This window comes from Streptomyces sp. NPDC046335 (genome assembly GCF_055587985.1).
In genome coordinates this window covers 45,840-66,764 of record NZ_JBVJFF010000011.1, presented here as the reverse complement: position 1 = coordinate 66,764, position 20,925 = coordinate 45,840, and the positions used below count along the sequence as shown (strand labels likewise).

Genomic DNA, 20,925 nt, shown 5'->3' with positions numbered 1-20,925 from the left:
CCGCGCGCCGTCACAGTGACCGGCATGAGCAGACACACGACCCTGATCACCGGCGCCACCCAGGGCCTCGGCCGTGGCATCGCACTCGACCTCGCCGCGCGAGGCCACGCCCTCCTCCTGCACGGCCGCGACCAGGGCCGCCTCGACGCCGTCGCCGCCGAGGTGCGGGACACCGACCCCGACGCCCCCGTCCGCACCTACCTCGCCGACCTGGCCGACCTGGACCAGGTGCGCTCCCTGGCCGCCCGCGTCCGCGCCGCCGAGCCCCGGCTCGACGGCCTCGTCAACAACGCCGTCGCGGGCGGCGGCACCGAACCGCTGAAGCGCGAGTTCAGCAGGCAGGGCCACGAGCTGCGGTTCGCGGTGAACCACCTCGCCCCCTACGCCCTCGTACGCGGGCTGCTGCCCCTGCTCACCGCCTCCGCGCCCGCCCGCGTGGTCAACGTCGCCTCCATCGGGCAGGAGACGGTCGACTTCGACGACGTCATGCTGGAGAGCGGCTACGAGGGGCTGCGCGCCTACTGCCGCAGCAAGCTCGCCATGATCATGGCCACCTTCGAGCTGGCCGCCGAGCTGCGCGGCACGGGCGTCACGGTGAACACCCTCCACCCCGCCCACCTCATGGACACCGAAGGGCTGCGCGCCTACGGCCTCACCCCGGCCGTCGGCATCGGCGAGGGCGTGCGCCCCACGGTCCGCCTGCTCGTCGACCCCGGACTCGACGGCACGACCGGCCGCTACTTCGACCGGTTCACCGACACCCGCGCGCACGACCAGGCGTACGACACCGGGGCCAGGGCCCGCCTGATGGAGCTGACCCACCGCCTCCTGGACCCGCGCGGGGACAGCGAAGGCTGCGCGAGGACTGGTGGGACCGGGACGAATCGGGTAACAACGATCCAGTAGCACCAGTCAGTAACCCCACTCCGCGGCGAGGTGAGCTCCTCATGTCCGCACCATCCGCAAAGTCGTCAGTGAGCGAACGCGAGGCCCGGCAGGTCGCCGAGGCCGCCCGTGAGCAGGACTGGCGCAAGCCCAGCTTCGCCAAGGAACTCTTCCTCGGCCGCTTCCGGCTCGACCTGATCCACCCGCACCCGCTGCCGCCCGACGAGGACACCCGGCGCGGCGAGGAGTTCCTCGCCAGGCTCCGCGAGTTCTGCGAGACGAAGGTCGACTCCGCCCGCATCGAACGCGAGGCGCAGATCCCCGACGAGGTCATCAAGGGCCTCAAGGAGCTCGGCGCCCTCGGCATGAAGATCGACACGGAGTACGGCGGGCTCGGCCTCACCCAGGTCTACTACAACAAGGCCCTCGCGCTCGTCGGCTCCGCGAGCCCCGTCATCGGCGCGCTGCTCTCCGCGCATCAGTCGATCGGCGTACCGCAGCCGCTGAAGATGTTCGGCACCCCGGAGCAGAAGGACGCCTTCCTGCCCCGCTGCGCCCGTACGGACATCACGGCGTTCCTCCTCACCGAGCCGGACGTCGGCTCCGACCCGGCGCGCCTGGCCACCTCCGCCGTCCCCGAAGGCGACGACTACGTCCTCGACGGCGTGAAGCTGTGGACCACCAACGGCGTCGTCGCGGACCTGCTCGTCGTGATGGCGCGCGTGCCGAGGTCCGACGGCCACAAGGGCGGCATCACGGCCTTCGTCGTGGAGGCGGCCGCCGAGGGCGTCACCGTCGAGAACCGCAACGCCTTCATGGGCCTGCGCGGCCTGGAGAACGGCGTGACCCGCTTCCACCGGGTACGGGTCCCCGCCGCCAACCGCATCGGACCCGAGGGCGCGGGCCTGAAGATCGCCCTGACCACCCTCAACACCGGGCGCCTCTCGCTGCCCGCCATGTGCGTCGGCGCGGGCAAGTGGTGCCTGAAGATCGCCCGCGAGTGGTCGGCCGCCCGTGAGCAGTGGGGCAAGCCCGTCGCCTTCCACGAGGCGGTCGGCGCGAAGATCTCCTTCATCGCGGCGACGACCTTCGCGCTCGAAGCGGTGCTCGACCTCTCCTCGCAGATGGCCGACGAGGACCGCAACGACATCCGCATCGAGGCCGCCCTCGCCAAGCTGTACGGCTCCGAGATGGCCTGCCTGATGGCCGACGAGCTGGTCCAGATCCGCGGCGGCCGCGGCTTCGAGACCGCCGAGTCCCTCGCGGCCCGCGGCGAACGCGCGGTCCCCGCCGAGCAGATCCTGCGTGACCTGCGCATCAACCGCATCTTCGAGGGCTCGACGGAGATCATGCACCTGTTGATCGCCCGCGAGGCCGTCGACGCCCACCTGAAGGTCGCCGGCGACCTCATCGACCCCGACAAGACGCTCTCCGACAAGGCGAGGGCGGGCGCGCGGGCCGGCGGCTTCTACGCCCGCTGGCTGCCGAAACTGGTGGCCGGGCCCGGTCAACTCCCGCGCTCCTACGCGGAGTTCCACCCGGAGGGCCACGTGGACCTCTCCGGCCATCTGCGCTACGTGGAACGCGGCGCCCGCAAGCTGGCCCGCTCCACCTTCTACGCCATGTCCCGCTGGCAGGGGAAGATGGAGACCAAGCAGGGCTTCCTCGGCCGCGTCGTCGACATCGGCGCGGAACTGTTCGCGATGAGCGCGGCCTGTGTGCGCGCCGAGCTCCTGCGCACCACCGAGGACCACGGCCGCGAGGCGTACCAGCTCGCCGACGCCTTCTGCCGGCAGTCCCGCATCCGCGTCGAGGAACTCTTCGACCGGCTGTGGACCAACACCGACGACCTGGACCGCAAGGTGGTCAAGGGCGTCCTCTCCGGGACGTACACCTGGCTCGAAGCGGGCGTCATCGACCCCTCCGGGGAAGGCCCGTGGATCGCCGAGGCCGCCCCCGGCCCCTCGAAACGGGACAACGTCCACCGCCCGATCCGCTGAGCACACGCCGTATCCGGGCCCCCGCGGAGCACCCCGTGCGCCCCATCGGGGCCCGCGGGGTCCGGGCGGAGCGGTCTTACGGCCACAATGGGGGGATGAGCGACAGCCCATCCCCCCTCGCGGACCCGCATCTCGTCTTCGACCCGGTCTCCGGCGAAGACCCCCGGGACATCGTCATCCTCGGCTCCACGGGATCGATCGGCACCCAGGCCATCGACCTCGTGCTGCGCAATCCCGACCGCTTCCGCGTCACCGCGCTGTCGGCGGCCGGCGGCCGGGTCGGCCTCCTCGCCGAGCAGGCGCGCCGACTGCGGGTGCGGACCGTCGCGGTCGCCCGCGAGGACGCCGTACCCGCGCTGCGCGAAGCGCTCCGGGGACAGTACGGGGCGGGGGAGCCGCTCCCCGAGATCCTGGCCGGACCGGACGCCGCCACGCGGATCGCCGCCTCCGACTGCCACACCGTCCTCAACGGCATCACCGGCTCCATCGGCCTCGCGCCGACGCTGGCCGCCCTGGAGGCGGGCCGCACCCTCGCGCTCGCCAACAAGGAATCCCTGATCGTCGGCGGCCCCCTGGTCAAGGCGATCGCCAAGCCCGGCCAGATCATCCCGGTCGACTCCGAGCACGCGGCCCTCTTCCAGGCGCTCGCCGCGGGCACCCGGGCCGACGTACGCAGACTCGTCGTCACCGCCTCCGGCGGCCCCTTCCGCGGACGTACGAAGGCCGATCTCGCCCACGTCACCCCCGAGGAAGCGCTCGCGCACCCCACGTGGGCCATGGGCCCGGTCATCACCGTCAACTCCGCCACGCTGGTCAACAAGGGCCTGGAGGTCATCGAGGCCCACCTCCTCTACGACATCCCCTTCGACCGCATCGAGGTCGTCGTCCACCCCCAGTCGTACGTCCACTCCATGGTGGAGTTCACCGACGGCTCGACCCTCGCCCAGGCCACCCCGCCCGACATGGGCGGCCCCATCGCCATCGGCATCGGCTGGCCCGAGCGGGTGCCTGACGCGGCGCCCGCCTTCGACTGGACGAAGGCGTCGAGCTGGGAGTTCCACCCCCTGGACAACGACGCGTTCCCGTCGGTCGGGCTCGCCCGTCACGTGGGGGAACTCGCGGGCACGGCTCCCGCGGTGTTCAATGCCGCCAACGAGGAGTGCGTCGACGCCTTCCTGAAGGGCGAGCTGCCCTTCAACGGCATCATGGAGACGGTGACGCGGACCGTGGAGGAACACGGCACACCGCCGGCGGGAACTTCCCTGACCGTCGCGGACGTCCTCGAGGCGGAGACCTGGGCGCGCGCCCGGGCACGCGAACTGGCAGCGAAGACGACCGCGGAGGCCCGTGCATGACGACACTGATGATGATTCTCGGGATAGTCGTCTTCGTGATCGGGCTGCTGTTCTCGATCGCCTGGCACGAACTGGGGCACCTGTCGACCGCCAAGATGTTCGGCATCCGGGTCCCGCAGTACATGGTCGGCTTCGGCCCGACCCTCTTCTCCAGGAAGAAGGGCGACACCGAGTACGGCATCAAGGCCATCCCCCTCGGCGGCTACATCCGCATGATCGGAATGTTCCCGCCCGGCCCTGACGGCCGCATAGAGGCACGGTCGACGTCCCCCTGGCGAGGCATGATCGAGGACGCGCGTTCGGCGGCCTTCGAGGAGCTCAAGCCGGGCGACGAGAGCCGCCTCTTCTACACGCGCAAGCCGTGGAAGCGCGTGATCGTGATGTTCGCGGGCCCCTTCATGAACCTGATCCTCGCCGTGGTGATCTTCCTCGGCGTGATGATGACGTTCGGCATCAGCTCGCAGACGACCCAGGTCGGCAAGGTCTCCGACTGCGTCATCCAGCAGAGCGAGAACCGCTCCAAGTGCGAGAAGGGCGACAAGGCGGCCCCCGCCAAGGCCGCGGGCCTCAAGGCGGGCGACAAGATCGTCGCCTTCCAGGGCAAGCCCGTCGACGACTGGTCCACGCTCCAGACGAAGATCCGCGACACCATCGGCCCGGCCACGATCACCGTCGAGCGGGACGGCAAGGACGTGGACCTGCACGCCACTCTCATCCGCAACCAGGTCACCAAGACCGACGGCGACGGGGCCTACGTCGAGGGCAAGTACGTCTACGCCGGCTTCCTCGGCTTCACCCCCGCCACCGGCATCGTCCAGCAGTCCTTCGGCGACTCCGTGCACCGCATGGGCGACATGATGGAGAACGGCGTCGAGTCGCTCGTCGCCCTGCCCTCCAAGGTCCCCGACCTGTGGAACGCGGCCTTCGGCGACGGCGAGCGCAAGCAGGACTCCCCGATGGGTGTCGTGGGCGCGGCGCGCGTCGGCGGCGAGGTGTTCACCCTGGACATCCCGCCGGAGAACCAGATCGCGATGATGCTGTTCCTGGTGGCCGGCTTCAACCTCTCGCTCTTCCTCTTCAACATGCTGCCGCTGCTCCCACTCGACGGCGGCCACATCGCGGGCGCCCTGTGGGAGTCCGTGCGCCGCAACGCGGCGAAGGTCCTGCGCCGCCCCGATCCGGGCCCCTTCGACGTGGCGAAGCTGATGCCGGTCGCCTACGTGGTGGCGGGGATCTTCATCTGCTTCACGATCCTGGTGCTCATCGCGGACGTGGTGAACCCCGTACGCATCTCCTGACGCCCGAGACGTCCCGAATCCTGGCACGGGGTTCGGAACGTCCGGGTTACGAGGAGTTTGCGGCGGCCCGGCACTTTATGTGACGGGCCGCTCACTATTGAGTGGACATACCGACGGGGTGTGTGCGGGCCCCGCGGGGTGCCGTAATCTCGAAGCCCGTAGCCCGCCGATCTCGGGACCTTGATCCACACCTTGGGGATGCTCGCCAGATGACTGCCGTTTCTCTCGGAATCCCGTCCGTTCCGACCAAGCTCGCCGACCGAAGGGTCAGCCGCAAGATCCAGGTCGGCACGGTGGCCGTGGGCGGGGACGCCCCGGTGTCGGTGCAGTCGATGACGACGACGCGGACGTCGGACATCGGTGCGACGTTGCAGCAGATCGCGGAGCTGACCGCCTCGGGCTGCCAGATCGTACGAGTGGCATGTCCGACGCAGGACGACGCGGACGCGCTGGCCACGATCGCCCGGAAGTCGCAGATCCCGGTGATCGCGGACATCCACTTCCAGCCGAAGTACGTGTTCGCGGCGATCGACGCCGGGTGCGCGGCGGTGCGCGTGAACCCGGGCAACATCAAGCAGTTCGACGACAAGGTCAAGGAGATCGCCAAGGCGGCCTCGGCCACGGGCACGCCGATCCGGATCGGCGTCAACGCCGGCTCCCTGGACGCGCGCCTGCTGAAGAAGTACGGCAAGGCGACCCCCGAGGCGCTGGTGGAATCTGCCCTCTGGGAGGCGTCGCTCTTCGAGGAGCACGGCTTCCACGACATCAAGATCTCGGTGAAGCACAATGACCCGGTGGTGATGGTGAACGCCTACCGCCAACTGGCGGCGGCGTCCGACTACCCCCTCCACCTGGGCGTGACGGAGGCGGGCCCGGCGTTCCAGGGCACGATCAAGTCGGCGGTGGCGTTCGGCGCGCTGCTGAGCGAGGGCATCGGCGACACGATCCGGGTCTCGCTGTCGGCTCCTCCGGTGGAGGAGATCAAGGTCGGCATCCAGATCCTGGAGTCGCTGAACCTGCGCCAGCGCCGCCTGGAGATCGTCTCCTGTCCCTCGTGCGGGCGCGCCCAGGTGGACGTCTACAAGCTGGCCGAGGAGGTCACGGCGGGCCTTGAGGGCATGGAGGTCCCGCTGCGGGTCGCGGTCATGGGCTGTGTGGTGAACGGCCCGGGTGAGGCCCGCGAGGCGGACCTGGGTGTGGCCTCGGGCAACGGCAAGGGGCAGATCTTCGTGAAGGGCGAGGTCATCAAGACCGTCCCGGAGTCGAAGATCGTGGAGACGCTGATCGACGAGGCGATGAAGATCGCGGAGCAGATGGAGAAGGACGGGGTGGCCTCCGGCGAGCCCACGATCTCGGTCGCGGGCTGACCCTCCGTCCCTCCAGGTGCCCCGGCTGGCCACGAGGCCCCGGGGCACTCGCGCGCCCCCCGGCAACGCACCCCGCCCGGCAAGGCGGGGCGGTCTTCCCGCGGCCCTGCCTGCCCCTCCGGCCTGAACCGCCCCCGCCCGGCTACGGCTGGGCACGCCGGCGGGGTGCCGCCTGCCTGGCCCTCCGGCCGGACCTTTCTCGCCCGGCTGCGGCTGGGCGCGTCGGCAGGGTGCCGCCGGGTCGACCACGGGCACGGACCTCTCCCACCCACCCACCCGCCCGCTCGGTACGCCGACAGCGTGCCGCCTGCCTGGCCTCGGGCCTGTCTTCCCCGCTGCCCGGCCGCGCCGCTGGGTGCGTCGGTAGGGTGCCGCCGGGTCGGCCTCGGCACGGACCTTTCCCACCCACCCGCCCGCTCGGTACGCCGGCGGGGTGCCGCCTGCCTGGCCTCGGGCACGGACCTCTCCCACCCACCCGCCCGCTCGGTAGGCCGGCGGGGTGCCGCCTGCCTGGGCCTCCGGCCCGGACCCTTTCCGCCCGGCCGCTCGCTCGCTCGGCACGTCGGCAGGGTGCAGCTTGCTTGAGCCTCCGCATGGAGCTTCCCCACTCACCCGCCCGCTTGGCACAGCGCCTCCCCACCGCACCGAAGAACCCGCCGGGTGAACGGGTGGGTGGGTGGGAGAGCCCGCCGCGAAGCGGCGAAAGCGAAGCACCGCCGGGCATACGGGCCGGTGAAACCACGTCGCGGGGTGGCGGCGAAAGCGAAGCACCACCGGGCATACGGGCGAGCGGAAGCGGACCGCCGCCCGGTGAAGGGGCGAGCGGAAGCGGACCCGTCGCCCGGTGAGCGGGTTGGGCGGGACCGCGCCGCGGAGCGGCGAAAAGGGCCCCCGCCCTCCGCCGGGGGAGAGCCTCGGAACCCCCGCCCCCTCCGCCGGGGGAGAGCCTCGGAACCCCCGCCCTCCGCCGGGGGAGAGCCCCGGAACCCCCGCCCTCCGCCAGGGGAGAGCCTCGGAACCCCCGCCCCCTCCGCCGGGGGAGAGCCCCGGAGCCCCCGCCCCCTCCGCCGGGGGAGAGCCCCGGAACCCCCGCCCCCCCCGCCGGGGCAGAGCCCCGGAACCCCCCGCCCGCACGGGGCAAAGGCACCCCCCGGCACAAGGCGCCCCCGCCAGGTACAGTGCGGAGAATCAGCAAACCGTATGGTGAGGCCCCCGCACGTGTTGACTCAGACCACCACCCGGGTCCTCGAACCGAGTGACCTCGACGCCGCGCTCGCCGTGCTCGACCGCGAGCCGGTCGCGAACGCCTTCGTGGCCGCCCGCGTCCAGGTGGCGGGCCTCGACCCCTGGCGCCTGGGCGGCGAGATGTGGGGCTGGTACGAGGACGGCATGCTGGCATCCCTGTGCTACGCGGGGGCGAACCTCGTGCCGATCTGCGCGACCCCGCGAGCAGTCCGAGGCTTCGCCGACCGCGCCCGCAGGGCAGGCCGCCGCTGCTCCTCGATCGTGGGCCCCGCGGCCGCCACGTCCCAGCTGTGGCGGCTCCTGGAGCCGTCCTGGGGCCCCGCCCGCGAGATCCGTGCCCAGCAGCCGCTGATGGTCACCGACCGGCTCCCGGACGACATCGTCCCCGACCCGTACGTCCGTCGCGTCCGCAAGGACGAGATGGAGTCGATCATGCCGGCGTGCGTGGCGATGTTCACCGAGGAGGTCGGCGTCTCGCCGCTGGCGGGCGACGGCGGTCTGCTCTACCAGGCGCGGGTCGCCGAACTGGTCGGCGCGGGCCGGTCCTTCGCCCGCCTCGACGAGGACGGCAGGGTCGTCTTCAAGGCGGAGATCGGCGCCGTCACGCCCCACGCCTGCCAGGTGCAGGGCGTCTGGGTGGCCCCCGAGTACCGGGGCAGGGGCCTCGCGGCCCCGGGTATGGCGGCCGTCCTGCGGTATGCGTTGACCGACGTGGCCCCCGTCGTCAGCCTGTACGTGAACGACTTCAACACGGCGGCCAGGGCCGCGTACCGCCGCGTCGGCTTCAGGGAAGTCGGCGCGTTCATGAGCGTCCTGTTCTGAGGGCCCCGGGGCCCGAGCGCCCCTGTTCAGAAGCGCGGCACCGCCAAGTAGGGTCGCTCCATGACTGACGACGTCGTGATCGGCCCCGTCGACCTCGCCGCGCGGGTGGACGAGGCCCTGCGCGTCCAGGCCCAGGCCTTCGGCCTGAGCGACGACGAGGTGGCCGTACGCAGGCAGATCGTGCTGCGCCACCTGACGTACGCGGGAGCCCGCTCGTTCGGCGCGACCACCCCCGACGACCGTCTCGTCGGCTTCGTCTACGGCATGCCCAACAGCCGCGGCCACTGGTGGTCGACGGTCGTCGAGCCGTACCTGCGAGGTCAGGGCATCGACGACTGGCTGGACGACTCGTTCGTCATCACCGAGCTGCACGTCCACCCCGGCCACCAGAACCGGGGCATCGGCCGCGCGCTGATCACCACCATCACGGAGGGCGTCGCCGAGCCCCGCTCGATCCTCTCCGCGATCGACGTCGACAGCCCCGCCCGCGGCCTCTACCGCTCCCTGGGGTACGTGGATCTCGCGCGCCGCGTCCTGTTCCCCAGCGCCCCCATGCCGTACGCCGTGATGGGCGCCCCGCTGCCGCTGCCGAAGCGGTCCTGAGCCGGGCGGCGGCGACAATCGATTTCCGCCCGCGCCCGCGCCCCGGCTAACCTCCTGCCATCACCTTCCCCCAGGTTCCCGGCTTCCCGGAGCAGGGGGGACCCCCATTTGCAGGAGTTCATCATGGCCCAGGTCCAGCGCATGTCCCGGTTGATGGTCAAGACACTGCGCGACGACCCCGCGGACGCGGAGACGCTCAACCACAAGCTGCTCGTCCGGGCCGGGTACGTCCGCAGGACCGCCGCCGGCATCTGGAGCTGGCTGCCGCTCGGCAAGAAGGTCTACGAGAACATCGCCCGCGTCGTACGCGAGGAGATGGACGCCATCGGCGGCCAGGAGGTGCTGCTCCCCGCGCTTCTGCCCAAGGAGCCCTACGAGGCGTCCGGCCGCTACGAAGAGTACGGTGACCTGCTCTTCCGCCTCAAGGACCGCAAGGGCGCCGATTACCTCCTCGGTCCCACCCACGAGGAGATCTTCACCCAGGTCGTCAAGGACCAGTGCTCGTCCTACAAGGACCTGCCGGTCATCCTCTACCAGATCCAGACGAAGTACCGCGACGAGGCCCGCCCGCGCGCCGGTGTGTTGCGCGGCCGTGAGTTCCAGATGAAGGACTCGTACTCCTTCGACACCACGGACGAGGGCCTCGCCGAGGCGTACGCGCTGCACCGCGGCGCGTACCAGAAGATCTTCAAGCGCCTGGGCCTCGACTACCGCATCGTGTCGGCGATCTCCGGTGCCATGGGCGGTTCGGCGTCCGAGGAGTTCCTGGCCCCCGCACCGGCCGGCGAGGACACCTTCGCGGACTGCCCGGCCTGTGACTACGCGGCCAACAGCGAGGCCGTGACCTTCGCGCTCGCCCCGGTCGACGGCTCGGCGCACGGCCCCGTCGAGGAGCTGGACACCCCCGACACCCCCACCATCGAGACGCTGGCCGAGCACCTCGGCGTCCCGGCCTCCGCGACCCTGAAGAACCTGCTGGTCAAGATCGACGGCGAGATCGTGGCCGTCGGCGTCCCCGGCGACCGCGAGGTCGACCTCGGCAAGCTCGGCGAGCACCTGGCCCCGGCTGAGGTCGAGCTCGTCACCGCAGAGGACTTCGTGGGCCGCCCCGACCTGGTGCGCGGCTACGTCGGCCCGCAGGGCCTGGAGAAGGTCCGCTACATCGCCGACCCGCGCGTCGCGCCCGGCACGGCCTGGATCACGGGCGCCAACAAGCAGGACAAGCACGCCAAGAACGTCGTCTGCGGCCGTGACTTCGAGGTCGACCAGTACCTGGACGTCGTCGTCGTCGAGGAGGGCGACCCGTGCCCCTCCTGCGGCACCGGCCTCAAGCTGGACCGCGCCATCGAGATCGGCCACATCTTCCAGCTCGGCCGCAAGTACGCCGACACCTTCCAGCTCGACGTCCTCGGCCAGCAGGGCAAGCCGGTCCGCGTGACCATGGGCTCGTACGGCATCGGCGTCTCCCGCGCGGTGGCGGCGCTCGCCGAGCAGACCGCCGACGACAAGGGCCTGTGCTGGCCCAAGGAGGTCGCCCCCGCCGACGTCCACGTGGTCGCCGCGGGCAAGGCCCTCCAGACGGAGCTGGCCCTCGACGTCGCCGAGAAGCTCGGTGCCGCCGGCGCCCGGGTCCTGGTGGACGACCGGGCCGGGGTCTCCCCGGGCGTGAAGTTCACCGACGCCGAGCTGATCGGTGTCCCGCAGATCCTGGTCGCGGGCCGCCGCTCCGCCGAGGGCGTCGTGGAACTGAAGGACCGCCGCACGGGCGAGCGCGAGGAGCTCACGGTCGACGAGGCGATCGCCCGCCTCACGGCCTGAACGGAACCGCACGCGTAAGGGCGCACCCCGTCGAACGGGGTGCGCCCTCGCGCGTATGCCGTGCGGGACCTCGCCCATATGCCGCGCGGCCGGCCGCTACAGCCAGCCCGCGAACTCAAGGAGCAACTCCGCGTCCTGCCCGCGGCCGACGCGCTGCGCCCGGACCCCCGACTCCACCGCCCGGAACAGGGTCCACCCCCGCAGCCGCTCCTGATCCACCTCCAGGGACTCGGCCAGCTTCTTCACCCGCCGCCGCGTGATCGAGGCACCGGACGGCGAGGCGATCAGGTCCTCGACCCGGTCACGCACCAGCCGGGCCAGGTCGAAGGCGGGCTCACCGACCACCGGGTCGGGCCCCACGGCCAGCCACGGCACCCGGTCCCCCGCGAGGACCTTGCTCTGCCGGAAGGTGCCGTGCAGCAGCCGCGCCTCGGGCTCGGCGGCGAGCAGCTCGTCCCGCGCGGTGAGCGCCGCGTCGACCAGGGGCAGGACGTCGGCCTCCGCGGCCGCGGTGTCCCGCATGGCCTCGGCCTGCCGCCCCGTCCGCTCGGCGACCGTCTCGAAGCGGTGCCCTGCGGGCGGCGCGACCCACAGCCGCCGCAGCGTCCCCGCGGCCTCCAGGAGCGCCTTGGCCTCGGGCAGCGTCCGCACGGACACGTCACGGTGCAGCCGCTCCAGGAGCAGCGCCCCGTCCGCGCACTCGGGGTCGAGGAGCTTCGCGGCGCCGAGTCCGCCCCAGCTCGCCAGGGCCGCCCGCTCGCTCTCGGGCCGCGACCTGGGCGGCACCAGCTTGAGCACGGCGGGGGTTCCGTCGACCCGCTGCACCAGCAGTACGAGGCTGCTGCGCCCGCCGGGCACATGGACCCGCTCGACACTCAACCCGCGTGCCGCGACGGCCTGTTCCACCGCCTCGGGCAGCTTCTCCAGCCAGTCGTCGCCGTCGTCCCGCGCCGTCTCGCCGAGTGCGGTGACCAGACGCTTCGGCGGTTCGAAAGCCATGCGCGAGTCGTTTCCTTCCACGAGGGGTTACGCCTTGGGCGTCGCCGGAGCCGAGGAGCCGCCTTCGGCGGACCGCTCGGCGAGCCCAGGGAAGGCTACGCTCCCGCCGCGCCACCGCGCCGCCCGGACCGCCGCCTCCCGCAGCGCCTCGGCGGCGGTGCCCCGCAGGGTGCCCGACGAGGCCCGTACGAGGTCGGAGTAGACCCCGGCGAGCCGGTCCTCGAGCTCGACGGCGAGCTTCTCGGCCGCCGCGGAGTCCGGCACGGGGAACGGCAGCGCGTACGCCGCGTCGGCGGCCTGCGGCTCGCCGCCGCGGTCCCGTACGGCACGCTGGAGGGCGTCCCGCCGGGCGCGGTGCGCGTCGTACCCCGTGCGCGCCTGGGACCTGCGCTTGTCGCCGATGCGGCCGCCGACGACCCCGTACCCGTACACCGCGGCGTGCTCGGCGGCGAGGGCGGCCTGCACGGCCTTGAGCTCGGCGCCCTTCGCCTCCGAACCCGTCGGCTTCGACCTGTCCGGCGTGCCGCTCACTTGTCGTCCTCCGTCAGCAGATATGCGTGGGCCGCTCCCGCGGCGGCCACCGAGGCGAGCAGCCTTGCCTGCTCGTCCGAGGCGTCGAGCAGCGCCTTGCCCCGCCGGTCGGCCAGCTCCCGCTCGGCCCTGGCGAGGCCGCGCACCGCCTCCTCGGGGTCCGGGGGGACCGACGGCGAGGGGCCGGCGGCGCCGGGCGCGGTCGCGGAGGACGAAGCGGAGGCAGAGGCCGAGGACGAGGGGGCCGGGGCGCGGCCGTCACGGAAGGCCTCCGCGTGCTGCTCCACCTCGGCCCGCAGGGGTTCGAGGCGCCCGGCGAGCGAGGGATGCGCGGCGAGCACGGCGTCGTAACGCCCGAGCAGTTCCGTGCTCTCCTCGGCCACGCGCGCCCGCAGGCGCCGTACGGCGGAGAGGCGCTCGGCGGCGTCGGTGTCCGCGGCGTCCGAGCAGCCCGTGACCAGCGCCGCCGAGGCGACACCTGCGGCCCCGGTCAGCAGGCTTCTTCGGCGCGGGCCCGGTCGGGACGGTGAGGCGGTGGGATACGACGGCACGGCAGACATCCTCGGCAAGGAAGGCCATAAGGCGCGAGCGAGAAGGAAGGAATGGGCGCGGGCCCGGTGATCACCGTACCTGCGGCCGGTCTCCGTACACGTGAGCGGCTCGGTCGGAAGCTTGCGCCGACCCCCGGGTTGGCGGTAACACCCCTTGGGACCGGATACCCTTTGACCAGACACGCGACGATCCCCACAACAGCACACGCGGCCGAGGAGTCACCCGGATGAGCACCACCCAGAGCGAGAGGCTGCGGCAACTACTGGAACCGCTCGTCACCTCGCAGGAACTGGATCTCGAAGAGATCGAAGTGGCCTCCGTCGGACGCAAGCGGGTGCTGAGAGTCGTCATCGACTCCGAGGACGGCGTGGACCTGGATCAGATCGCGGAAGTGAGCCGCCTGATCTCCGCGAAGCTCGACGAGACCGACGCGATGGGCGAGGGGGAGTACGACCTGGAGGTCGGTTCCCCCGGCGCCGAGCGCGCGCTGACCGAGCGCCGCCACTATCTGCGCGCGGTGAACCGCCTGGTGAAGTTCCAGCTCACCGAGGGCGACGAGCTGACCGCCCGCATCCTCACCGTGGACGACGAGGGCATGGACCTGGAAGTGCCGGGCGTGAAGGGGCGCAAGCCCACCGCCCGCAGGATCGCCTTCGAGGAGATCGACAAGGCGCGTGTGCAGGTCGAGTTCAACCGCAAGGACAAGAAGGAAGAGGAGGCGTAGCCGTGGACATCGACATGAGTGCCCTGCGGGGTCTGGTCCGGGAGAAGGAGATCTCCTTCGACCTGCTTGTCGGGGCGATCGAGTCGGCCCTCCTCATCGCCTACCACCGCACCGAAGGCAGCTTCCGCCGCGCACGGGTGAAGCTGGACCGCGAGAGCGGCCATGTGACGGTGTGGGCGACGGAGGACCCGGCGGACCTCGAAGAGGGCCAGGAGCCCAAGGAGTTCGACGACACCCCCTCCGACTTCGGCCGCATCGCCGCGACGACCGCCAAGCAGGTCATCCTCCAGCGTCTGCGCGACGCCGAGGACGACGCGACGCTCGGTGAGTACGCCGGGCGCGAGGGCGACATCGTCACCGGCGTGGTCCAGCAGGGCCGCGACCCGAAGAACGTCCTGGTCGACATCGGCAAGCTGGAGGCCATCCTGCCGGTGCAGGAGCAGGTCCCCGGCGAGGAGTACCCCCACGGGATGCGCCTTCGCAGCTACGTCGTCCGGGTGGCCAAGGGCGTCCGCGGCCCGTCCGTGACGCTGTCGCGCACCCACCCGAGCCTGGTGAAGAAGCTCTTCGCGCTCGAGGTGCCCGAGATCGCCGACGGCTCCGTCGAGATCTCGGCCATCGCCCGCGAGGCGGGCCACCGCACCAAGATCGCCGTGCGGTCGACCCGCTCGGGTCTGAACGCCAAGGGTGCCTGCATCGGCCCGATGGGCAGCCGTGTGCGCAACGTCATGGCCGAGCTCAACGGCGAGAAGATCGACATCGTCGACTGGTCCGAGGACCCGGCGGACATGGTCGCCCACGCGCTCTCCCCGGCCCGCGTCAGCAAGGTCGAGATCGTCGACCTCGGTGCGCGCTCGGCCCGCGTCACCGTGCCGGACTACCAGCTCTCGCTCGCCATCGGCAAGGAGGGCCAGAACGCCCGTCTCGCCGCGCGGCTCACGGGCTGGCGCATCGACATCAGGCCCGACACCGAGCAGCCCGCCGACCAGTAGCGGGACGCTCTCGGCGGCCTTCCCGGAGCGTGCTCAGGGGTGGCCGCGGGAATAATTCCGGGCGATCATCGCTTGGATCACGACAGTATGTGGCGAGTAGCCGTTCGATTTTTGCCCCGAAGGGGTGAGGTCGGTGCGGGGAGGTAGACTTAAGCGTGTCTGGCCGGACGCATGCCCGCGCACGCCCTGAGCGCACCTGTGTGGGGTGCCGGGAGCGAGCGGCCCAGAGCGGTCTTCTGCGCATCGTGGAGAAAGAGGGCGCCTGCGTCCCCGATCCAAGCGGTACGCTGCCCGGCCGGGGTGCCTATGTGCACCCCGCCCTGGTCTGTCTGGATCTGGCGGTCCGCCGCCGGGCGTTTCCCCGGGCCTTCCGAGTCCGGGGCCCGCTCGACACCGAGGCCTTGCGCCGAGCGGTCGAGACAGTTGCCCAGCAGGCAACAAGGTAAGGAAGGTCGCACGGAACCCCGTGCGGCCCTGGTACCCCGCGAGTTGGAAGTAGGTCGAGATTGCGATGAGCACTCGATGAGCACGCGATGAGTACGCCCATGAAGTAGCGACGGTCCGGCGTAACCCGGACCTAAAAGGAGCGAAGTGGCTAAGGTCCGGGTATACGAGCTCGCCAAGGAGTTCGGAGTAGAGAGCAAGGTCGTCATGGCCAAGCTCCAAGATCTCGGTGAATTCGTACGTTCGGCGTCCTCGACGATCGAGGCGCCCGTAGTACGCAAACTGACTGACGCATTCCAGGGCGGCGGCAACGGCAAGTCCGCCGCCAAGCCCGGCGCGCCGCGCAAGCAGGCCGCCCCCAAGCCGGCATCCCCGTCGGCACCCTCTCCCGCGCAGGCCGCCCGTCCGGGTCCGGCCGCCCCGAAGCCGCCGGCGCCCAAGCCCGCCGCGGCCGAGAAGCCCGCGGCAGAGAAGCCCGCGGCCTCTCCGGTGACCCCGGGCCCGCGCCCGACGCCGGCGCCGACGCCGGGTCCGAAGCCGCCGGCCGCCAAGCCCGCGCCTGCCTCGCCGGCTCCGGCCGCCCCGGAGTTCACCGCTCCGCCGGCCGCGCCCGCTGCCCCCGCCGCCCCCGCGGCGTCGCAGGCCCCCCGTCCGAGCGCTCGTCCCGGCGCCCCGAAGCCCGCGGGCCGTCCGGCCCCCGGCCAGGGTGGCCAGGGCCAGGGCGGTCAGAGCCAGGGCGGTCGCGGCGACCGCGGCGACCGTCAGGGTGGCGCCCCGCGCCCCGGCGGCCAGGGTGCCCCGCGTCCCGGCGGTGCCCGTCCCTCGGGTCCCCGTCCGGGCAACAACCCCTTCACCTCTGGTGGCTCCACCGGTATGGCGCGCCCGCAGGCGCCCCGTCCGGGCGGTGCCCCGCGTCCCGGCGGCCAGGGTGGCCCCGGCGGCGCCCCGCGTCCGCAGGGCCAGGGTGGCCCCGGTGGCGCTCCCCGTCCGCAGGGTGGTCCGGGCGGCGCCCGTCCCACCCCGGGCGGCATGCCTCGCCCGCAGGGCGGCGCTCCGCGTCCCGGCGGCGGTCCCGCCGGTAACCGTCCGAACCCCGGCATGATGCCGCAGCGTCCCGCCGCGGGTCCGCGTCCCGGCGGTGGCCCCGGCGGTGGCCGTGGTCCCGGCGCGGGCGGCGGTCGTCCCGGCGGTGCCGGTGGCGGTCGTCCCGGTGGCGGCGGCTTCGCGGGCCGTCCCGGCGGTCCCGGTGGCGGCGGCGGCTTCGCCGGCCGTCCCGGTGGTCCGGGTGGCGGCGGTGCCGGTCGTCCCGGTGGCGGCGGCGGCTTCGGTGGCCGTCCCGGCTTCGGTGGCCGTCCCGGTGGCCCCGGTGCCCGTGGTGGCACGCAGGGTGCGTTCGGCCGTCCCGGCGGGCCCGCCCGTCGTGGCCGCAAGTCGAAGCGGCAGAGGCGCCAGGAGTACGAGGCCATGCAGGCCCCGTCGGTGGGCGGCGTCATGCTGCCTCGCGGCAACGGACAGATCGTCCGCCTGTCGCGCGGTGCCTCGCTGACCGACTTCGCGGAGAAGATCAACGCGAACCCGGCGTCGCTCGTCGGCGTGATGATGAACCTCGGCGAGATGGTCACCGCCACGCAGTCCGTCTCCGACGAGACGCTGAAGCTCCTCGCGGACGAGATGAACTTCGTCCTGGAGATCGTCAGCCCGGAGGAGGAGGACCGCGAGCTCCTGGAGTCGTTCTCCATCGAGTTCGGCGAGGACGAGGGCGGCGAGGAGATGCTCGTCTCCCGTCCGCCGGTCGTGACCGTCATGGGTCACGTCGACCACGGAAAGACCCGCCTCCTCGACGCGATCCGCAAGACGAACGTCGTCGCGGGCGAGGCCGGTGGCATCACGCAGCACATCGGTGCGTACCAGGTCGCCACCGAGGTCAACGGTGAAGAGCGCGCCATCACCTTCATCGACACCCCCGGTCACGAGGCGTTCACCGCCATGCGTGCCCGTGGTGCGAAGTCCACCGACATCGCGATCCTCGTGGTCGCGGCGAACGACGGTGTGATGCCGCAGACGATCGAGGCGCTGAACCACGCCAAGGCGGCCGACGTGCCGATCGTGGTCGCGGTCAACAAGATCGACGTCGAGGGTGCCGACCCGACCAAGGTGCGCGGTCAGCTCACCGAGTTCGGTCTGGTGGCCGAGGAGTACGGCGGCGACACCATGTTCGTCGACATCTCCGCGCGCCAGGGCGTCAACATCGAGCAGCTGCTCGAGGCCGTGGTCCTGACCGCGGACGCCTCGCTCGACCTGCGGGCCAACCCGGAGCAGGACGCGCAGGGCATCGCGATCGAGGCCCACCTCGACAAGGGCCGCGGCGCCGTCGCGACCGTCCTCGTCCAGCGCGGTACCCTCCGCGTCGGCGACACGATGGTCGCCGGTGACGCCTACGGCCGAGTCCGCGCGATGCTCGACGACAAGGGCGAGAACGTCGAGGAGGCGACCCCGTCGACTCCGGTCCTCGTTCTCGGTCTCACCAACGTCCCGGGCGCCGGCGACAACTTCCTGGTCGTCGACGAGGACCGTACGGCCCGTCAGATCGCCGAGAAGCGTGCCGCCCGTGAGCGCAACGCCGCGTTCGCCAAGCGCACCCGCCGGGTGTCCCTCGAGGACCTCGACCAGGTGCTCAAGGCGGGCCTGGTCCAGGACCTCAACATCATCATCAAGGGCGACGCGTCCGGTTCGGTGGAGGCTCTCGAGTCCTCGCTGCTCCAGCTCGACGTCGGCGAAGAGGTCGACATCCGCGTCCTGCACCGCGGTGTGGGTGCGGTCACGGAGTCGGACATCGACCTGGCGATGGGCTCCGACGCCATCGTCATCGGCTTCAACGTCCGTGCGGCAGGACGTGCCGCGCAGATGGCGGAGCGCGAGGGCGTCGACGTCCGCTACTACTCGGTGATCTACCAGGCCATCGAGGAGATCGAGGCGGCCCTCAAGGGCATGCTCAAGCCGGAGTACGAGGAGGTCGAGCTCGGCACCGCGGAGATCCGCGAGGTCTTCCGCTCGTCCAAGCTCGGCAACATCGCGGGTGTGCTCATCCGCTCCGGCGAGGTCAAGCGCAACACCAAGGCCCGACTCATCCGCGACGGCAAGGTCATCGCGGAGAACCTCAACATCGAGGGCCTGCGCCGCTTCAAGGACGACGTCACCGAGATCCGCGAAGGCTTCGAGGGCGGTATCAACCTCGGCAACTTCAACGACATCAAGATCGACGACGTCGTCGCGACGTACGAGATGCGCGAGAAGCCGCGCGGCTGATCGACTGCTTCACAGCAGTCTGATCCACGCGGTCAGCGTCGGGGCCGGTCGACGGGGGAAATCCCGTCGATCGGCCCCGGCCGTTCCGTGTACGGTTCTTATGTCCCTGCCAAGTGGTTGGCGGGGCCTCGAGCCCGTACCGGCGGGACATCCGGACACACATGTATGTGGGGACTCTGTCCTTTGATCTGCTCCTCGGCGACGTACATTCGCTGAAGGAGAAACGCTCCGTCGTCCGGCCGATCGTCGCCGAGCTCCAGCGCAAGCACGCGGTGAGCGTGGCGGAGGTGGGCGACCAGAATCTGCACCGCAGGGCCGAGATCGGCCTGGCGGTGGTGTCCGGCGACTGGGGCCATCTCACGGACGTACTGGACCGGTGCGAGCGCCTCGTCGCCGCCCGGCCCGAAGTGGAGCTGCTGTCGGTCCGGCGGCGGCTGCACGGGGATGATGACTGAACAAGGCAAGACAAGCCCCAGGGGACGCACCCCGGGGAAAAGGGAGACGGAGCAGTGGCCGACAACGCGCGGGCGAAAAGGCTGGCGGACCTCATCCGAGAGGTGGTTGCCCAGAAGCTGCAGCGCGGGATCAAGGACCCGCGGCTCGGTTCACATGTGACCATCACGGACACCCGGGTGACGGGTGACCTGCGAGAGGCGACCGTCTTCTACACGGTCTACGGAGACGACGAGGACCGGGCCGCCGCGGCGGCGGGCCTGGAGAGCGCCAAGGGCGTGCTCAGGTCGGCGGTCGGCCAGGCGGCGGGCGTGAAGTTCACGCCGAGCCTGGCCTTCGTGGCGGACGCCCTGCCGGACAACGCGCGGGCCATCGAGGACCTGCTCGACAGGGCACGGCTCTCGGACGCCAAGGTGCGCGAGGTCTCGGCGGGCGCCGAGTTCGCGGGCGGCGCCGACCCGTACCGCAAGCCCGAGGACGAGGACGAGGACGGCGACGCCCCCGCATGAGCAACAGCGGCACCACGCCGGACGGCCTTGTCATCGTCGACAAGCCGTCCGGCTTCACTTCGCACGACGTGGTGGCCAAGATGCGCGGGATCGCCAAGACCCGCCGCGTCGGACACGCGGGCACCCTCGACCCCATGGCGACGGGCGTCCTCGTACTCGGCGTGGAGCGCGCCACCAAGCTCCTCGGCCATCTGGCGCTGACCGAGAAGGAGTATCTGGGGACCATCCGCCTCGGGCAGGACACGGTCACCGACGACGCCGAGGGCGAGATCACCTCTTCGGCCGATGCCTCGGGGATAACCCGCGCGATGGTCGACGCGGGCATCGCCAAGCTCTCCGGCGACATCATGCAGGTGCCGTCGAAGGTCAGCGCCATCAAGATCGACGGCAAGCGGTCCTACGCGCGTGCCCGCAAGGGCGAGGACTTCGAGATCCCGGCCCGCCCGGTGACCGTCTCGGCCTTCACCGTGTACGACGTCCGCGACGCCGTCGCCGAGGACGGCACCCCCGTACTCGACCTGGTCGTCTCGGTGGTCTGCTCCTCGGGCACGTACATCCGGGCGCTCGCCCGTGACCTCGGCGCCGGGCTCGGCGTCGGCGGCCACCTGACCGCCCTGCGGCGCACCCGCGTCGGCCCCTACAAGCTGGACGCGGCCAAGACCCTCGACCAGCTCCAGGAGGAGCTGACGGTGATGCCGGCGGCCGAGGCCGCGGGCCGGGCCTTCCCGCGCTGGGACGTGGACGACAAGCGTGGTCGGCTGCTGCTCAACGGTGTGCGGATCGACATGCCCGAGGAGTACGCGGGCGCCGGTGCCGTCGCCGTCTTCGACCCCGAGGGCCGCTTCCTGGTCCTCGCGGAGGAGTCGCGGGGCAAGGCCAAGAGCCTGGCCGTCTTCGCCTGACGCCCGTCCCGCACGGGACCTTGTTGTCGTGGGGGGGGGGGGGGGGGGGGGGGGGGGGCCCCCCCCCCCCCCCTAAATGGCCCGGCAGGACGAGAAGCCAACTCACCCCCCCCCACAACC

Annotated in this window: 18 protein-coding genes; 15 read left to right on the top strand and 3 right to left on the bottom strand. The window is 71.8% G+C overall.

The window, feature by feature from the left end; all coding sequences use genetic code 11:
- Nucleotides 1–24 precede the first annotated feature (24 nt).
- The 8 genes from ACZ6JY_RS26365 to ACZ6JY_RS26330 all read left to right on the top strand — a co-directional run bounded on the left by ACZ6JY_RS26365 (nt 25) and on the right by ACZ6JY_RS26330 (nt 11,393).
- Nucleotides 25–906 carry an SDR family NAD(P)-dependent oxidoreductase gene (locus tag ACZ6JY_RS26365; RefSeq protein ID WP_469199526.1) on the top strand — a complete coding sequence of 294 codons (882 nt, stop codon included), beginning with the start codon at nt 25–27 and terminating at the stop codon, nt 904–906.
- Between the two features lie 41 nt (nt 907–947).
- Complete coding sequence (locus ACZ6JY_RS26360; protein WP_469199524.1) at nt 948–2,885, top strand: acyl-CoA dehydrogenase family protein; 1,938 nt, start codon at nt 948–950, stop codon at nt 2,883–2,885.
- A gap of 95 nt (nt 2,886–2,980) precedes the next feature.
- Nucleotides 2,981–4,240: a 1-deoxy-D-xylulose-5-phosphate reductoisomerase gene (gene dxr / locus ACZ6JY_RS26355; RefSeq protein WP_469199521.1), complete on the top strand. Its 1,260-nt coding sequence runs from the start codon at nt 2,981–2,983 to the stop codon at nt 4,238–4,240.
- Entirely contained in the window at nt 4,237–5,538 is a 1,302-nt protein-coding gene (locus ACZ6JY_RS26350) for a M50 family metallopeptidase (RefSeq protein ID WP_469199519.1), read from the top strand. Before dxr ends, ACZ6JY_RS26350 begins: the two co-directional genes overlap by 4 nt.
- 209 nt (nt 5,539–5,747) lie before the next feature.
- Nucleotides 5,748–6,905: a flavodoxin-dependent (E)-4-hydroxy-3-methylbut-2-enyl-diphosphate synthase gene (gene ispG / locus ACZ6JY_RS26345; RefSeq protein ID WP_469199517.1), complete on the top strand. Its 1,158-nt coding sequence runs from the start codon at nt 5,748–5,750 to the stop codon at nt 6,903–6,905.
- Between the two features lie 1,218 nt (nt 6,906–8,123).
- Nucleotides 8,124–8,972 (top strand): GNAT family N-acetyltransferase, encoded by an 849-nt coding sequence (locus ACZ6JY_RS26340; protein WP_469199515.1) that lies wholly within the window; start codon nt 8,124–8,126, stop codon nt 8,970–8,972.
- Nucleotides 8,973–9,032: 60 nt separating this feature from the next.
- A complete protein-coding gene (locus ACZ6JY_RS26335; protein ID WP_469199513.1) occupies nt 9,033–9,575 on the top strand; it encodes a GNAT family N-acetyltransferase in 543 nt (180 codons plus the stop codon).
- A 123-nt stretch (nt 9,576–9,698) separates the two neighbouring features.
- Entirely contained in the window at nt 9,699–11,393 is a 1,695-nt protein-coding gene (locus tag ACZ6JY_RS26330) for a proline--tRNA ligase (RefSeq protein ID WP_469199511.1), read from the top strand.
- Nucleotides 11,394–11,489: 96 nt separating this feature from the next.
- Here ACZ6JY_RS26330 and ACZ6JY_RS26325 read toward each other — a convergent pair whose 3' ends face one another.
- The 3 genes from ACZ6JY_RS26325 to ACZ6JY_RS26315 are packed head-to-tail and all read right to left on the bottom strand — an operon-like array spanning nt 11,490 to nt 13,474.
- Nucleotides 11,490–12,392, bottom strand: a complete 903-nt coding sequence (locus ACZ6JY_RS26325; RefSeq protein ID WP_469199509.1) for an aminoglycoside phosphotransferase family protein — start codon at nt 12,390–12,392, stop codon at nt 11,490–11,492.
- Between the two features lie 27 nt (nt 12,393–12,419).
- Nucleotides 12,420–12,923, bottom strand: coding sequence for a ferritin-like domain-containing protein (locus ACZ6JY_RS26320; protein ID WP_469199507.1), 504 nt, complete (start codon nt 12,921–12,923; stop codon nt 12,420–12,422).
- Nucleotides 12,920–13,474: a hypothetical protein gene (locus ACZ6JY_RS26315; protein WP_469199505.1), complete on the bottom strand. Its 555-nt coding sequence runs from the start codon at nt 13,472–13,474 to the stop codon at nt 12,920–12,922. The genes ACZ6JY_RS26320 and ACZ6JY_RS26315 overlap by 4 nt, the downstream gene beginning before the upstream one ends.
- 227 nt (nt 13,475–13,701) lie before the next feature.
- Here ACZ6JY_RS26315 and rimP point away from each other — a divergent pair, with 227 nt between their 5' ends.
- The 7 genes from rimP (at nt 13,702) to truB (ending at nt 20,805) form a co-directional block, all read left to right on the top strand.
- Nucleotides 13,702–14,199 carry a ribosome maturation factor RimP gene (gene rimP / locus ACZ6JY_RS26310; RefSeq protein ID WP_469199503.1) on the top strand — a complete coding sequence of 166 codons (498 nt, stop codon included), beginning with the start codon at nt 13,702–13,704 and terminating at the stop codon, nt 14,197–14,199.
- Between the two features lie 2 nt (nt 14,200–14,201).
- The gene (gene nusA / locus ACZ6JY_RS26305; RefSeq protein WP_469199501.1) at nt 14,202–15,191 is read left to right on the top strand and encodes a transcription termination factor NusA; all 990 of its coding nucleotides are present in this window, start codon (nt 14,202–14,204) and stop codon (nt 15,189–15,191) included.
- A gap of 155 nt (nt 15,192–15,346) precedes the next feature.
- Nucleotides 15,347–15,637 carry a YlxR family protein gene (locus ACZ6JY_RS26300; RefSeq protein WP_469199499.1) on the top strand — a complete coding sequence of 97 codons (291 nt, stop codon included), beginning with the start codon at nt 15,347–15,349 and terminating at the stop codon, nt 15,635–15,637.
- Between the two features lie 145 nt (nt 15,638–15,782).
- The gene (gene infB / locus ACZ6JY_RS26295; RefSeq protein WP_469199497.1) at nt 15,783–18,941 is read left to right on the top strand and encodes a translation initiation factor IF-2; all 3,159 of its coding nucleotides are present in this window, start codon (nt 15,783–15,785) and stop codon (nt 18,939–18,941) included.
- 161 nt (nt 18,942–19,102) lie between these two features.
- Entirely contained in the window at nt 19,103–19,396 is a 294-nt protein-coding gene (locus tag ACZ6JY_RS26290) for a DUF503 domain-containing protein (RefSeq protein ID WP_447040308.1), read from the top strand.
- A 54-nt stretch (nt 19,397–19,450) separates the two neighbouring features.
- On the top strand, nt 19,451–19,903 hold the full coding sequence (gene rbfA / locus ACZ6JY_RS26285) for a 30S ribosome-binding factor RbfA (RefSeq protein WP_469199495.1): 453 nt from the start codon (nt 19,451–19,453) through the stop codon (nt 19,901–19,903).
- Entirely contained in the window at nt 19,900–20,805 is a 906-nt protein-coding gene (gene truB / locus ACZ6JY_RS26280; RefSeq protein ID WP_469199493.1) for a tRNA pseudouridine(55) synthase TruB, read from the top strand. The genes rbfA and truB overlap by 4 nt, the downstream gene beginning before the upstream one ends.
- Nucleotides 20,806–20,925: the final 120 nt, after the last annotated feature.

Bases quoted from the DNA above. Each gene is read 5' to 3' on its own strand.
- ispG (WP_469199517.1), top strand. From the start codon at position 5,748: ATGACTGCCGTTTCTCTCGGAATCCCGTCCGTTCCGACCAAGCTCGCC.
- ACZ6JY_RS26335 (WP_469199513.1), top strand. From the start codon at position 9,033: ATGACTGACGACGTCGTGATCGGCCCCGTCGACCTCGCCGCGCGGGTG.
- ACZ6JY_RS26365 (WP_469199526.1), top strand. From the start codon at position 25: ATGAGCAGACACACGACCCTGATCACCGGCGCCACCCAGGGCCTCGGC.
- rimP (WP_469199503.1), top strand. From the start codon at position 13,702: ATGAGCACCACCCAGAGCGAGAGGCTGCGGCAACTACTGGAACCGCTC.
- ACZ6JY_RS26290 (WP_447040308.1), top strand. From the start codon at position 19,103: ATGTATGTGGGGACTCTGTCCTTTGATCTGCTCCTCGGCGACGTACAT.
- truB (WP_469199493.1), top strand. From the start codon at position 19,900: ATGAGCAACAGCGGCACCACGCCGGACGGCCTTGTCATCGTCGACAAG.
- ACZ6JY_RS26325 (WP_469199509.1), bottom strand. From the start codon at position 12,392: ATGGCTTTCGAACCGCCGAAGCGTCTGGTCACCGCACTCGGCGAGACG.
- ACZ6JY_RS26360 (WP_469199524.1), top strand. From the start codon at position 948: ATGTCCGCACCATCCGCAAAGTCGTCAGTGAGCGAACGCGAGGCCCGG.
- dxr (WP_469199521.1), top strand. From the start codon at position 2,981: ATGAGCGACAGCCCATCCCCCCTCGCGGACCCGCATCTCGTCTTCGAC.
- ACZ6JY_RS26350 (WP_469199519.1), top strand. From the start codon at position 4,237: ATGACGACACTGATGATGATTCTCGGGATAGTCGTCTTCGTGATCGGG.
- ACZ6JY_RS26330 (WP_469199511.1), top strand. From the start codon at position 9,699: ATGGCCCAGGTCCAGCGCATGTCCCGGTTGATGGTCAAGACACTGCGC.